The organism is Novosphingobium aquae, assembly GCF_037572715.1.
Taxonomy (GTDB): Bacteria; Pseudomonadota; Alphaproteobacteria; order Sphingomonadales; family Sphingomonadaceae; genus Novosphingobium; species Novosphingobium aquae.
On sequence record NZ_JBBHJY010000006.1, the window covers coordinates 72,591 to 84,914 of the forward strand.

The following is a 12,324-nucleotide window of genomic DNA, read 5'->3' on the forward strand; positions in this document are numbered from 1 at the left end:
CGACCCGGACAGGATGCCTGATGCTATGCCTGCCGCGCCGCGCCTGCAAGCTCCAGCATCCTAGTCCGTCTCGAACCTCGCCGGGCGTGACAGCAGATAGGGCAGTTCGCTTGACGCTATGCTGGTTTCCTTGCCGTTGTGATGCAGCAGCGTCACGCGGCCCAGCCCGGCGTTGACGACGGCGCCGGCCACGGTGTCGACCCACTTGTGCAGCTCGGCGCGGACATGGGCGAGCGCATCGCCTTCGGTGCTGGCCTCGGCCGAGCTTTCAACCTCGGCGCCCAGCTCCTTGACCCGCTCAATCGCGGCTTCGAACTTGTTCTCTTCCATCGGCAATCCCTTCTTTGCTACCATGCCACAGGCGGCTTGCGGCAAACAGGCTCGACCTTGTGCGCAGGTACATTATCATCGCGCCGATGCTGATGATCGCTCCGCTGCTGATGGCTGCCCATGCCACGTCCCCTGCTCCCCCCGCTGCGGTTGCCGTTGCCTTTGATCGCAAGGGCACGAAAGTGGTGATTTCCGAAGGCCTCGCTGACCGCGCTACCGGGCGAAAAGTCACGGCCGACGATCCCGTGCGGATTGCCAGCATATCAAAGCTGGTGACCGCGATGGGCGTGATGCGGCTGGTCGATCAGGGCAAGCTGGACCTTGATCGGGATGTATCGGACTATCTCGGCTGGAAGCTGCGCCACCCGGCGTTTCCGGACAAGCCGATCACCCTGGCCATGCTGCTGTCGCATCAGTCGGGTCTGCTCGACGGGCCGGATCTCTACATCATCCCCTTGGGCATGACCCTGCGCGAACGCCTCGCCGATCCGCGCGTGTGGGACGCTGCCCATGCGCCGGGTTCGGGCTGGTTCCACTATACCAATCTCAATTTCCCGGTGGTCGCCAGCGTGATGGAGCGGGCGACCGGCGAACGCTTCGATCGGCTGATGGCGCGGTTGGTACTCAGGCCCCTGAAGCTCGATGCCTGCTTCAACTGGGGCGATGGCTGTTCGCCCGCCACGATCAAGCGCGCCGTGGTGCTTTACCGGGCCAGCGGCGATGTGGCGAAGGATGATCTTCAAGGGCGGCGTCCGGACTGCCTTGTGGTCCCGGCGGCGGACGGTTCCTGCGATCTGGCCAGCTACCGACCCGGAGACAATGGCGCTCTGTTCTCGCCGCAGGGCGGCCTTCGGATTTCGATGAAGGGTCTGGCACGGCTTGGGCGGGCTATCTCCAGCAATGCCGCGACCGGTTTCCTCTCGCAGCCGAGCTATTCGCGCATGTTCAAGCCCGCGTGGACTTTCGATGGCGGCAACGGGCTGGGCGAAGATGGCGAGTCCGGTTTTTTCTGCGCTTACGGGCTGGCGGCGCAGCGGCTCGCCAATAGGCAGAAAGGGTGCCGTGATGATCTGTTCGGCGATGGCGTGATGCGGTTTGGTCACTCCGGCGATGCCTATGGCCTGAAGGCCGGCTTGTGGTTTGATCCGTGGACAGGCCGGGGTGTCGCCTATTTCACCAGCGCGGTGCCCGATGGCGACAAGGGTGCCCGCAGCGCCTTCACCAGCCGTGAGGAAGCCCTGATCGACCGCTTGCCGCGCTGAACCGCAACGATTCCGGGGGCAAATCCGTGTTTCGCTGCTGCCCAAGGGTGCCGACATCTGCCATAGGGCGGCGGCAATGCTCGATAGTGCCGAACTTCTCCCCGCGCTACACACCACCTTCGGCTTCTCCGCCTTTCGCGGGGTGCAGGAGCAAGTGGTGCGCCGCGTGCTCGCCGGGCAGTCGACGCTGGCGGTAATGCCTACGGGCGCGGGCAAGTCGCTGACTTACCAGCTCCCCGCCACAATGATGCCGGGCACATGCGTGGTCATCTCGCCGCTGATCGCTCTGATGCATGACCAGTTACGCAGTGCAGAGGCCAATGGCATCCGTGCCGCCAGCCTGACCAGCGCCGATAGCAACCGCGAAGAGACGATCGACCGCTTCCGTGCTGGCGAGCTCGACCTGCTCTACGTCGCGCCCGAACGCGCCAGCCAGTCGCATTTCCGCGAGCTGCTGAACGCCGGCCAGATCAGCCTGTTCGCCATCGACGAGGCGCACTGCGTTTCCGAATGGGGCCACGATTTTCGTCCCGATTACCGCGCGCTGCGTCCGCTGATGGACAGCTTTGCCCAGGTGCCTCGCCTCGCGCTGACGGCAACGGCAGACGCGCATACCCGTGCCGATGTGCTCGCCCAATTGGGCATCGATGCCGCAGGACTGATCGTCGCCGGGTTTGACCGGCCGAACATCCGCTATGCGATCCGCCACCGGCAAGGCGGCTTCACCCAGTTGCGAGATCTGCTCAAGGAACAGCCCGGCCCGGGGATCATCTATGCTCCCACCCGCCGCAAGGTGGAGGACCTCGCCCAGAAACTTGGCGAGGCAACCGGCCGGCGTGTGCTGCCCTATCATGCCGGCCTTCCGGCTGAACAACGCGCAGCCAACCAGTCCGCATTCGTCGCCAGTGAAGACATGGTCATGGTCGCCACGGTGGCTTTCGGCATGGGCATCGACAAGCCCGACGTGCGCTTCGTCGCTCACGCCGGCGTGCCGAAGTCGATTGAATCCTACTATCAGGAAACCGGCCGCGCAGGCCGTGATGGCGACGATTCGGTGGCGGTGATGTTCTGGGCACCGGCAGACTTCGTACTCGCCCGCGAACGGCTTTCCGAGATGGACGAGAGCCGCCGCAAGGGCGAGCGCACCCGCCTTGATGCGCTGTCAGCGCTGGTCGAAAGCCCCAGCTGCCGCCGCGCGATCCTGTTGCGGCACTTTGGTGAAAGCCCGCCGGAAAAGTGCGGCAATTGCGACAATTGCCTCGAAGCGCCCGGCGTCGCCGATGGGTCGGTGGTGGCGCAAAAGCTGCTCTCGGCAGCTTACCGCACCGGTCAGAGCTTTGGCATCGGCCACCTCGAAAAGGTGCTCAGCGGCATCAGCGACGACCGGATTGTCCAGCGCGGACACGACCGGCTGACTGTCTTCGGCATCCTCGAATCGGAGGAGGCGCGGCTGCTCAAGCCCGTCGCCCGGGCGCTGCAGGCACGCGGTGCACTGGTGGCAAACGAACACGGCGGATTGATGCTGGCAGGTGATGCCCGCGCGATCCTTACGGGCGATGTTATGCTGCCGGTCGTCCTGCCGCCACAGGGTGAAAAGCGATCAAGGGGAAGTCGCGGCAACCGCGACAAGGGCGGAGCCAACCCGCTCGGCGATCCGCTGTTCGAAGCCCTGCGTGCGCTGCGCCGCGAACTGGCGGCAGAGGCGGGACTTCCGCCTTACGTGATCTTCCACGATGCCACCTTGCGCGAAATGGCCTCGGCCCGCCCCGCCTCACTCGCCGCGCTGGGCGAGATCGGCGGGGTCGGGACCCGCAAACTTGAGGCTTACGGCGACGCGTTTCTAACGGTTATCCGCCAGCACTGAGCCTCAAGGCCGGATTTCATCATGCGGCAATTGCGGCGCGGCGTCCTCGCCGTGGCGGGTCTTCCACAGTGAATAGGCCACACCCGCGCCGATCAGCCCGAAGGTCACCAGCAGGCTGGCGAGCGGCGGGAACTTGTCGCCTCCCAGCAGGAAGTCTGAGACGAAGATCTTCGAACCGATAAACACCAGTACGGCCGCCAGCGCATACTTCAGGTAGTAGAAGCGGTGGATCATCGCCGAGAGCGCGAAATAGAGCGCGCGCAGGCCGAGGATTGCCATGATGTTGCTGGTGTAGACGATGAACGTATCGGTTGTGATCGCGAAGATCGCCGGCACCGAATCGACCGCGAAAACAAGGTCCGCCAGGTTGATCACCACCAGCGCGAGGAACAACGGGGTTGCCGCCCGCACCAGCTTGCCGGTCTTTTCGTCCGGCACCTTCACGAAGAAGTGCTGGTCGTGCAGATCTTTGGTCACGCGCATGTGGCTGCTGATCCAGCGGACCGCAGGGTTCTTGGCAATGTCGGGGGTGTGATCGCCCGCGAAGAACATCTTGATGCCGGTGAACACCAGGAATGCCGCGAAGATATAGAGCACCCAATAGGCCTGCTCGACCAGCGCCGCACCTGCCGCGATCATGGCTCCCCGTAGTACGATTACCGCCAGAATACCCCACAACAGCGCGCGATACTGGTACTTCGCAGGGATGGCGAAGAAGGTGAAGATCAGGCTGATCACGAAGACATTGTCGATCGACAACGCCTTTTCGATGAAGAAGCCGGTGTAGTATTTCATGCCCAGATCGGCGCCCTTGGTGATCCACACCCAGACCCCGAACAGCATGGCGATGGTGATGTAGAAGGCGGTGAGTCTCAGGCTTTCGCCGATGCCCATCTCCTTGTCCTCCTTGTTGAGGACGCCAAGATCGAAGGCGGTGAGTGCCAGCACGATGCCGGCGAAGGACAGCCAGAACCAGGCCGGCGTGCCGAGCCAGTCGGCGAAAAGGAATTCCATCATTCAGTCCCTGTTATTGACGCAATGCGCCGGGGCAGGCCCTGCGGCCCGTCCCGGCGTCTCTTGCAGTGCTATGCGGTGTCAGCCGAAGGCCTTGCGGCGGTGGAGGAGGCCGGCGATGCGATCCTTGATCGCGAGCTTCAGCTTTTTCAGCCGGGCGACCTCAAACGGATCGGCAGCCTTGCGATGGCGGGCAAGGCGCAGTGCCTCGTCCAGCTTCTGGTGGCGTTCCATCAATAGGAAAACGCGGTCGGACATCAGATGTAACCCTTTCGAACGAAGTTGAGTTCGATCGGACGCACCGAGCCAAGGGCCTGGGGAGGGATAGGGGGAAGGACCCGGACCCATAGCATCGGTACATCCGATGCGGTCCGACATCACGAAGCATACTGCCAGTTGGCCAGCATGCCGCGCCAGAGGGGCCCGGTCCCGCAAGGATTATTTAGGACCGATTCGCTCTACTTTCAAGTCCTCTTGACGCGCAGGCGAATCGCGATATTAATATGATATCAGATTTTGAAGGGGGTTTAGTGCCATGTCCGATACCCATAACACGATGACATCCAGCCGTGAACGCAGTGCGTGGAGCACCAGCGGCTACGTGATGTTCGTCCTGTTCCTGCTGCTGCTTGCCTTGACGATCTGGCGCATCATTGCCTTTGCTGGCGGCGATCCGGCGGATGAGGCGGTGTTCGGCTTCGTTGTGCGCTCAGCGCTCAGCGTCGTCGCACTGATGGTGATTTCCTCGGGCTTCTACATGATCCAGCCGAATCAGGCCGTGGCGATCACGCTGTTCGGTTCGTACCGGGGCACCGATCGCAACACCGGCCTGCGCTGGGTTTGGCCGTGGATGGGCAAGACCAAGATTTCGGTGCGCGCCAACAACCTGGTGTCCGACAAGATCAAGGTCAACGACCTGCGCGGCAACCCGATCGAAATGGCCGCTCAGGTGGTCTGGCGCGTGGTCGATACGGCCCAGGCGCTGTACGATGTCGATGATTACAAGGCCTTCGTCATGGTCCAGATCGAAGCGGCGGTGCGCACCATCGGTTCGCGCTATCCCTATGATGATTTCGCGCACGCCGAGGTAACCCTGCGCGGCAACCACGACGAGGTTGGCGTCGAACTGCGCAAGGAACTGATCGCGCGGCTGGAAATGGCCGGCATCTCGGTCGACGAATGCGGCTTCACGCACCTTGCCTATGCCCAGGAAATAGCCGGGGCCATGCTCCGACGCCAGCAGGCAGAAGCCGTGGTCGCCGCGCGCAAGACGCTGGTCGAAGGCGCGGTCGGCATGGTCGAAATGGCGCTCGGGATGCTGGCAGAGAAGGGCGTCGTCCACCTCGATGATGAACGCAAGGCAGCGATGGTCTCGAACCTGATGGTCGTGCTCTGCGGTGAGCGGGACACCCAGCCGGTGGTCAACACGGGCTCGCTTTACCAGTAAGTCCCATGGCTCCTCCGGCGCGAAAATCCTTTCCCTTGCGGCTCGATCCGGCGCTCTATGCGGCGCTGGAGCGGGTCGCAGCGGGCGATTTCCGCTCGGTGAACGCCGAGGTGGAAGTGCTGCTGCGCGAAGCGCTCGCGCGCCGGGGGATTAAGGTGGCCCCGGCAGAGCCGGCAAAGCGCGGGCGGCCCGCGAAGCCAGACGGCTGATCCGCGCCAAGTCGCGATGCGCATTTACCCGATCTTGACCGCTCCCCGCTTATGGCGACGGGATGAAAAAGACTCACCTCCTCGCGCTGGCCTCCATCGCTGGCACCCTCGCATCGGCACCGCTTTGGGCACAAAGCGGCGCGCCTTATACGGTCGTCGAAACCGGCAAGGGCTATGCCCGCCTGCAGGATGCGGTCAGCGCCATCGGTGACGGGCGCGGGACGGTGCGCATTGCCTCGGGCCGGTTCCGTGATTGCGCGGTTCAAGAGGCGGGCGACGTAACCTTCTCTGCCGCCGTGGCCGGGCAATCGGTGCTCGAAGGCGAGGCCTGCGAAGACAAGGCGGCGCTGGTGCTGCGCGGGCGCACGACGCATGTTGAAGGGCTGGTTTTCGCCAACCAGAAATCGGGCGCGGGCAACGGCGCTGGCATCCGGGCCGAAAAGGGCCGGATCTCGGTCTCGCAAAGCTGGTTTCGTGACAGCCAGCAGGGCATTCTTTCAGCCGACGAACCGAACTCGACGCTGACCGTCGACAAGAGCACCTTCACCCGGCTCGGCACTTGCGAATTCAGCGCGGGCTGCGCTCATTCGATCTACGTCGGCGGCTTCGGCGCGCTTACGGTCACGCGCAGCCGTTTCGAGATCGGACGCGGCGGACACTATGTGAAAAGCCGCGCCGCCAAGGTCGCCGTGCTGGCGTCGAGCTTCGACGATTCGCAAGGCAAGTGGACCAATTACATGATCGACCTGCCTGCAGGGGCGACCGGCAAGATCGCCGGCAACTGGTTCGTCCAGGGCCAGCACAAGGAGAATTACTCCGCCTTCATCGCAGTGGGGGCGGAGAGCAGAACCAACAGCTCGGCCGGTCTGCGCATCGAGGGCAACGACGCGCGGCTCGTTCCCGGATTGGATCGCGATACGGTCTGGGTGGCGGACTGGTCGGGCGATCGGCTGGCTATCGGTCGGAACGTACTCGGTGCGCGCCTCAAACCGTTCGAGCGGCGATGACCTAGAGCAAATGCCCCGTCCGGTCCCGTTTTGTCGCCAAATAGCGGGCATTGTGCGGATTGGGCGGCAACTGGTGCGGCACCCGCTCGATCACCTCGACGCCCTCTGACTGCAGCGCGACGACCTTGCCGGGATTGTTGGTCATCAGCCGGATTGCGCGCACGCCCAGCAGTGCCAGCATCCGCGCCGCGACGGGAAAGTCGCGCGCTTCGCTGGGCAGGCCGAGACGGTTGTTGGCATCGACGGTATCGAAACCCTGATCCTGTAGTTCATAGGCTCGCAGCTTGTTGACGAGGCCGATGCCGCGCCCTTCCTGCCGCAGATAGAGCAGCACGCCCCAGCCACCCTGCGCCGCTTCGTCCGCCATCGCTCCGATTGCCGCGTCAAGCTGCGGCCCGCAATCGCACTTCAGGCTGCCGAGCAGGTCGCCGGTCAGGCATTCGGAATGGAGCCGCACCAAGGGCGGGCGTTCAGCATACTGCGGGCCGATCACCAGCGCCACGTGCTCGCGCATGTCGTCGGCGGAGCGGAAGGCGACGATCTCGGCGTCCTCGCAAGCCGCCACCGGCAGGCGCGCGCGGGCGGCGATGGTCAGGTGGCGCGTGTCACGCCATTCGGCGAGATCGCCAGAGGAAACCACCTGCGCTTCACCACAGCCCGCCGGATCGATCAGGAAGGCCGGTAGGATCCCTGCCAGCAGCGCCAGTTCCATTGCCGTGTGCGCCGACTGGGCATGATCGAGATGCTCGGCGAGGAACGGACCCTTGAGCGGATTGGCAAGGTCCAGCGCCGGATCGGCGATCACGCGGGCATCTGAAAGGGTAAACGGATCGCCGCCGCGGATCAGCACCGGGGCATGGGGTTCCGCCGCCTCGCGCTGGTTCGCCAGCTTGAGCGTAATGGCGCGCGCCGAGGAAATCAGCAGGCGAGGGGACGTAACATCAGGCCCGAAGCCGGTTTCGGCGGGCAGCAGCCGCAGCACACTATCGACCTCGACCGGCCAGCCGTGCCGCAAGGCGTCCAGCGCCAAGGCAACGCGCCGTGTTGCCCTCACCGGCCCGCCCTTTTGGGAGTCGTTCTCAAAGATCAAACTCCGTCACCAGCGGCACGTGGTCGCTCGGCTGTTCCCAGCGGCGGGCTTCCTCGACGAAGCGGTGCGCGCGCGATTGCGCCGCCAGTTCGGGCGAGGCCCACATGTGATCGAGCCGGCGGCCGCGGTCCTTTTCCTGCCAGTAGGTGCGGTAGGACCACCACGACCAGTTCCGCTCGGGCGCAGGGATGTGCTTCCGTCCGAGATCGACCCAGCCGTGGGCATCGGCAAAGCGGGTTAGCGTTTCGACTTCGAGCGGCGTGTGGCTGACCACCTTGAGCAGCGCCTTGTGGTCGTAAACGTCCTCGGGCAGCGGGGCGATGTTGAAATCGCCGACGATCAGGGTTGGCCGGTCCAGCGCGTCGGCCCAGCGGGTCATGCGTTCGAGGAAGTCCAGCTTCTGGCCGAACTTGGCATTGGCCTCGCGGTCGGGAATGTCGCCGCCGGCGGGGATATAGACGTTTTCGATGATCAGGCCTTGACCGGCGGGGCCAAGCAGTTCCACCCCGACATGGCGCGCCTCGCCATTGTCCTGCCAGTCATGCCGGCTGAATTCGCGCAGCGGCACGCGACTGACCGTGGCGACGCCGTGGTAGCCCTTCTGCCCATGCACGACGCGGTGGGTATAGCCCGCAGCCTCGAACACATCGTGCGGGAACAGGTGCTCGGCGCACTTGATCTCCTGCAGGCAGAGCACGTCAGGCGCTTGTTCGGACAGAAACCGCGTCACCTGTTCGGCGCGCAGGCGGACGGAATTGATGTTCCAGGTGGCAACGGAAAGCATGGGAAGGGCTTTAGTGCGGATTCGCGGCGGTTCAACTCAAACCGGATTGGTGCGAGGTGAGATAAGAAGGGTTCACGCAGAGGTGCAGAGAAGAAAGGGGAGGCGCAGAGATGTTGTGCCGAGCCGCAGGCTCGTCTTTTCATTTGGATGGTTGTGTGAAAGCAATGGGGGAATTTGGAAGCGGCTTCGCCGCAGGCCCTACCTGTCTGCGCCTCTCTCCTTGCTCTGCGGCCTTTGCGGGAGCCCTAAAAAAGAAAACCCCCGCTCCGGGGGCATTGGAGCGAGGGTTCCTTTGTGCGTTCGTCACGCTTGACGGAGCAGACCTTGGGGAGGCCAGGGCAACAGGGGGGAAACCCGCCTCCATCCGCGCCGTCCCCACCTATGTAGGGTGTCCTCACTTGCTGTTCAATGAACAGATCGGACAGCTTATCGCAGCGGGCGGGCGCTTCTGGGCCGAAGCGTTGCCCCCTATCGACGAGTCGGCCGGCGTGGGTCGTTATATTTGAACGTGCCGTCACCGACCGCCATGCCATAGCGCTGGTTCGACAGGGCAACCGTGGTCAGCTTGTTCTGCGAATCAAGCGCGGTCCAGCCGCCAAGCTCAAGTCCGCCGGGCGCGCCAGCCTTGCGATTGAAGCGCAGGGTCATCACACCGAACTCCGGGTGGCTGCGATCGCGGACCTGAACCGTGACTCCGCCGGGATTGCCGCCAACTAGCGTGCCGAACTTCTTCACATCGCGCGTGGGATCGAGCAGCGCGCCGAGCGGGCTGTTCTTGATCGGCCAGCGTTGCACCTGCCGCACCTGGTAATCGATCACCGTCAGCGCCGCACCGTCCGAGACGATCAGCATTGGGATGCCGGGGGAATACTGGAAGCGGATGCGGCCGGGGCGCTTCAGCGTGATTGTGCCAGTGGCGCGCTGGCCGTTGCGGTCGGTCTGGACGAAGCTTGCCTGCATTGTCGAGATCGAACGCAGTGCGGTGACGGCGCGATCGAGGTCGCCCGGCTGGGCCTGCGCCACGGCAGGAACAGGCATCGCGAGGGGTGCACAAACGGCAAACGCCGCCCAAAGGACGGCGCCGCTGCGAAAAAGGATCTTGGGCTGTTTCATGGTCGCCGGACTAATAGACCGGGTTTGAACAGCTTGTGAACCCGCCCCGGTGAAGGGGCGAGGCAATCACTTGATCTTTGCTTCCTTGAACTCGACGTGCTTGCGCACGACTGGATCGTACTTCTTGAAGCTCATCTTCTCGGTCGTGTTGCGCGGGTTCTTCCGGGTAACATAGAAGAAGCCGGTGTCGGCGGTCGACACGAGACGGATCTTGACGGTTGCGGGCTTCGCCATTTGGGTATCCTGAAAACCTGAAATGATTCGGGATCGACGGTAAGCCGCCGATGTGAGCGGGGCCTTTGGTCGAACGCCGCCGCAAAGTCAAGGTGCGCTAGGCCTTGAACGGCTTGATCGGCTTGAGCACGGAATACTTCTCTTTCAGGGGCGCATGGCCCAGCGGCGGCAGTTCGATCACCGGCGGCTCGACATGGGTATCGGGCAGGCGGTTCAGCAAGTCGCGAATCAGGGTCAGCCGGCCGAGCTTCTGGTCATTGAAATCGATCAGGGTCCACGGCGCATGGTTGGTATGTGTCGATTTCAGCATGGCCTCGCGCGCCTTGGTGTAGTCCGCATACTTCTCACGCGCGGTGACATCGATGGGTGACAGCTTCCAGCGCTTGAGCGGATCTTCAAGGCGTTCGGCAAAGCGCTTTTCCTGCTGCTCCTGATCGGTACAAAGCCAGTATTTGAACAGCAGGATGCCATCGTCGGTGAGCTGCTTTTCGAAGGCGGGTGCCTGCAGGAGGAACGAATCGACCTGCTCCGGCGTCGCGAAGCCCATGACCTTTTCGACCCCGGCGCGGTTGTACCATGACCGGTCGAACAACACGATCTCGCCCGCCGTGGGCAGGTGCGCGGCATAGCGCTGGAAATACCACTGGCCCTTTTCGGCATCGCTGGGCTTGGGCAAAGCGACGGTGCGGCACTGGCGCGGATTGAGCGGGCTGGCGATGGCGCGGATCGCGCCGCCCTTGCCGGAAGTGTCGCGGCCTTCGAAGACCACAACGATCCGCTTGCCCTTGGCCACTACCCAGCGAGCCATGGCCACCAGCTCTTGTTCAAGCGGGGCGTAGAGTTCCTCGAACTCCTTGCCTTTCAACTTCTTCCTGTCACTCATGCGTCCCTGCCTTTCGCACGGATGATGCGCCTATGGCGGGGGCGGTGCAACCATTCGGTTGTTCGCCATGCCGACGCATGATAAAGTTGCAATCGAAACCATGTCCAGACCGCCCGCCTCGCATCCTGACTATACCCGCCTGCCCGAACCCGGGCCGGATATGTTCGCCGCGCCATTGCAGCGTCCGGCCCAGGTTGGCGAGGACTGGGTCGAACCGGCGCAGCGTGCCTATTCGAGCGAAGACGACAGTATCTGGAACGATCTCTTCGCCCGGCAACTGCAGGTCCTCCCCGGCCGCGCTGCCACGTTGTTCATGGACGGGCTCGAACGGCTCGATCTGGGGCGCGGCGGGGTGCCCGACTTCGGCCAGCTGTCAGAGGATCTGGGCAAGCTGACCGGCTGGTCGGTGGTGCCGGTGCCGATGTTGATTCCCGACCACGTGTTCTTCTGGCATCTCGCTAACCGGCGCTTCCCGGCAGGCAACTTCATCCGCACGCGGGAGACGTTTGACTACATTCAGGAACCTGACGTGTTCCACGACGTCTTCGGTCACGTGCCGCTGCTCGCCGATCCGGTCTATGCCGATTACATGCAGGAATATGGCCGAGCTGGCTGGAAAGCGATGCGTTACAACCGGCTCAAGGCGCTGGGCGCGCTGTATTGGTACACGGTGGAGTTCGGGCTGATTCTGGAAGGAAAGGATGTGCGGGCCTATGGCGCGGGCATTCTTTCCGGTCCGACAGAGGCGGTGTTTTCGGTCGAGGGGAAATCCCCCAACCGGATCATGCTCAACGTCGATCGGGTGATGCGGACTGATTACGTGATCAGCGACCTGCAGCCGACCTACTTCGTGATCGAGAGCTTCAAGGAGCTCTATCACGATACCGTCGATCGCGATTTCGACCGGCTCTACCGCAGCCTGGGGCCGGGGTTCACTTACGCTAATACGGCGGTGATCGACGTCGATGACGTTCTGCAACGCGGTACGCAGGAGTACCTGCTGCGCGGCGGGCGCGGGAGCAACGCCCAACCGGTTTAGTAGCGCTGGTCCAGTCTGGTCCGGACGAGAAAAAGGGCCGGCAGCATT

General features: G+C 63.5%; 14 protein-coding genes. 6 read left to right on the top strand and 8 right to left on the bottom strand.

The window, feature by feature from the left end; all coding sequences use genetic code 11:
• Nucleotides 1-60: 60 nt before the first annotated feature.
• Complete coding sequence (locus WG900_RS12485; RefSeq protein WP_339967523.1) at nucleotides 61-330, bottom strand: hypothetical protein; 270 nt, start codon at nucleotides 328-330, stop codon at nucleotides 61-63.
• A 59-nt stretch (nucleotides 331-389) separates the two neighbouring features.
• Between WG900_RS12485 and WG900_RS12490 the strand changes: the two genes are divergently transcribed.
• Both WG900_RS12490 and recQ read left to right on the top strand, forming a co-directional pair.
• Nucleotides 390-1,592 (top strand): serine hydrolase domain-containing protein, encoded by a 1,203-nt coding sequence (locus tag WG900_RS12490; RefSeq protein ID WP_339967525.1) that lies wholly within the window; start codon nucleotides 390-392, stop codon nucleotides 1,590-1,592.
• 76 nt (nucleotides 1,593-1,668) lie between these two features.
• Nucleotides 1,669-3,456 carry a DNA helicase RecQ gene (gene recQ / locus WG900_RS12495; RefSeq protein WP_339967526.1) on the top strand — a complete coding sequence of 596 codons (1,788 nt, stop codon included), beginning with the start codon at nucleotides 1,669-1,671 and terminating at the stop codon, nucleotides 3,454-3,456.
• 3 nt (nucleotides 3,457-3,459) lie between these two features.
• Here the strand turns inward: recQ and WG900_RS12500 are convergent, their stop codons facing one another.
• Both WG900_RS12500 and WG900_RS12505 read right to left on the bottom strand, forming a co-directional pair.
• The gene (locus WG900_RS12500; RefSeq protein WP_339967762.1) at nucleotides 3,460-4,470 is read right to left on the bottom strand and encodes a TerC family protein; all 1,011 of its coding nucleotides are present in this window, start codon (nucleotides 4,468-4,470) and stop codon (nucleotides 3,460-3,462) included.
• A gap of 81 nt (nucleotides 4,471-4,551) precedes the next feature.
• Nucleotides 4,552-4,728: a YdcH family protein gene (locus WG900_RS12505; RefSeq protein ID WP_339967527.1), complete on the bottom strand. Its 177-nt coding sequence runs from the start codon at nucleotides 4,726-4,728 to the stop codon at nucleotides 4,552-4,554.
• A gap of 277 nt (nucleotides 4,729-5,005) precedes the next feature.
• On the opposite strand from WG900_RS12505, the gene WG900_RS12510 reads away from it, so the two are divergent.
• The 3 genes from WG900_RS12510 (at nucleotide 5,006) to WG900_RS12520 (ending at nucleotide 7,133) form a co-directional block, all read left to right on the top strand.
• On the top strand, nucleotides 5,006-5,917 hold the full coding sequence (locus WG900_RS12510; RefSeq protein WP_339967529.1) for an SPFH domain-containing protein: 912 nt from the start codon (nucleotides 5,006-5,008) through the stop codon (nucleotides 5,915-5,917).
• A 5-nt stretch (nucleotides 5,918-5,922) separates the two neighbouring features.
• Nucleotides 5,923-6,126: a type II toxin-antitoxin system antitoxin gene (locus WG900_RS12515; RefSeq protein WP_339967530.1), complete on the top strand. Its 204-nt coding sequence runs from the start codon at nucleotides 5,923-5,925 to the stop codon at nucleotides 6,124-6,126.
• Nucleotides 6,127-6,188: 62 nt separating this feature from the next.
• Nucleotides 6,189-7,133 carry a right-handed parallel beta-helix repeat-containing protein gene (locus tag WG900_RS12520; protein ID WP_339967531.1) on the top strand — a complete coding sequence of 315 codons (945 nt, stop codon included), beginning with the start codon at nucleotides 6,189-6,191 and terminating at the stop codon, nucleotides 7,131-7,133.
• Between the two features lies 1 nt (nucleotide 7,134).
• Here WG900_RS12520 and ribA read toward each other — a convergent pair whose 3' ends face one another.
• From ribA to ppk2, 5 genes are all read right to left on the bottom strand, one after another.
• Nucleotides 7,135-8,187 carry a GTP cyclohydrolase II gene (ribA, locus tag WG900_RS12525; protein ID WP_339967532.1) on the bottom strand — a complete coding sequence of 351 codons (1,053 nt, stop codon included), beginning with the start codon at nucleotides 8,185-8,187 and terminating at the stop codon, nucleotides 7,135-7,137.
• 25 nt (nucleotides 8,188-8,212) lie between these two features.
• The gene (locus WG900_RS12530) at nucleotides 8,213-9,007 is read right to left on the bottom strand and encodes an exodeoxyribonuclease III (protein ID WP_339967534.1); all 795 of its coding nucleotides are present in this window, start codon (nucleotides 9,005-9,007) and stop codon (nucleotides 8,213-8,215) included.
• Nucleotides 9,008-9,475: 468 nt separating this feature from the next.
• Nucleotides 9,476-10,045 (bottom strand): LolA family protein, encoded by a 570-nt coding sequence (locus WG900_RS12535; protein ID WP_339967535.1) that lies wholly within the window; start codon nucleotides 10,043-10,045, stop codon nucleotides 9,476-9,478.
• Nucleotides 10,046-10,186: 141 nt separating this feature from the next.
• Complete coding sequence (rpmG, locus tag WG900_RS12540) at nucleotides 10,187-10,354, bottom strand: 50S ribosomal protein L33 (RefSeq protein ID WP_310534572.1); 168 nt, start codon at nucleotides 10,352-10,354, stop codon at nucleotides 10,187-10,189.
• Between the two features lie 97 nt (nucleotides 10,355-10,451).
• The gene (gene ppk2, locus WG900_RS12545) at nucleotides 10,452-11,237 is read right to left on the bottom strand and encodes a polyphosphate kinase 2 (protein WP_339967536.1); all 786 of its coding nucleotides are present in this window, start codon (nucleotides 11,235-11,237) and stop codon (nucleotides 10,452-10,454) included.
• A 100-nt stretch (nucleotides 11,238-11,337) separates the two neighbouring features.
• On the opposite strand from ppk2, the gene phhA reads away from it, so the two are divergent.
• Nucleotides 11,338-12,276: a phenylalanine 4-monooxygenase gene (phhA, locus tag WG900_RS12550; protein WP_339967537.1), complete on the top strand. Its 939-nt coding sequence runs from the start codon at nucleotides 11,338-11,340 to the stop codon at nucleotides 12,274-12,276.
• The last annotated feature ends 48 nt before the right edge of the window (nucleotides 12,277-12,324 follow it).

Excerpts from the sequence above, each read along its gene's own strand:
- WG900_RS12485 (WP_339967523.1), bottom strand. The coding sequence starts at position 330 with ATGGAAGAGAACAAGTTCGAAGCCGCGATTGAGCGGGTCAAGGAGCTG.
- recQ (WP_339967526.1), top strand. The coding sequence starts at position 1,669 with ATGCTCGATAGTGCCGAACTTCTCCCCGCGCTACACACCACCTTCGGC.
- WG900_RS12500 (WP_339967762.1), bottom strand. The coding sequence starts at position 4,470 with ATGGAATTCCTTTTCGCCGACTGGCTCGGCACGCCGGCCTGGTTCTGG.
- WG900_RS12505 (WP_339967527.1), bottom strand. The coding sequence starts at position 4,728 with ATGTCCGACCGCGTTTTCCTATTGATGGAACGCCACCAGAAGCTGGAC.
- WG900_RS12510 (WP_339967529.1), top strand. The coding sequence starts at position 5,006 with ATGTCCGATACCCATAACACGATGACATCCAGCCGTGAACGCAGTGCG.
- WG900_RS12515 (WP_339967530.1), top strand. The coding sequence starts at position 5,923 with ATGGCTCCTCCGGCGCGAAAATCCTTTCCCTTGCGGCTCGATCCGGCG.
- WG900_RS12520 (WP_339967531.1), top strand. The coding sequence starts at position 6,189 with ATGAAAAAGACTCACCTCCTCGCGCTGGCCTCCATCGCTGGCACCCTC.
- WG900_RS12530 (WP_339967534.1), bottom strand. The coding sequence starts at position 9,007 with ATGCTTTCCGTTGCCACCTGGAACATCAATTCCGTCCGCCTGCGCGCC.
- WG900_RS12535 (WP_339967535.1), bottom strand. The coding sequence starts at position 10,045 with ATGCCTGTTCCTGCCGTGGCGCAGGCCCAGCCGGGCGACCTCGATCGC.
- rpmG (WP_310534572.1), bottom strand. The coding sequence starts at position 10,354 with ATGGCGAAGCCCGCAACCGTCAAGATCCGTCTCGTGTCGACCGCCGAC.
- ppk2 (WP_339967536.1), bottom strand. The coding sequence starts at position 11,237 with ATGAGTGACAGGAAGAAGTTGAAAGGCAAGGAGTTCGAGGAACTCTAC.
- phhA (WP_339967537.1), top strand. The coding sequence starts at position 11,338 with ATGTCCAGACCGCCCGCCTCGCATCCTGACTATACCCGCCTGCCCGAA.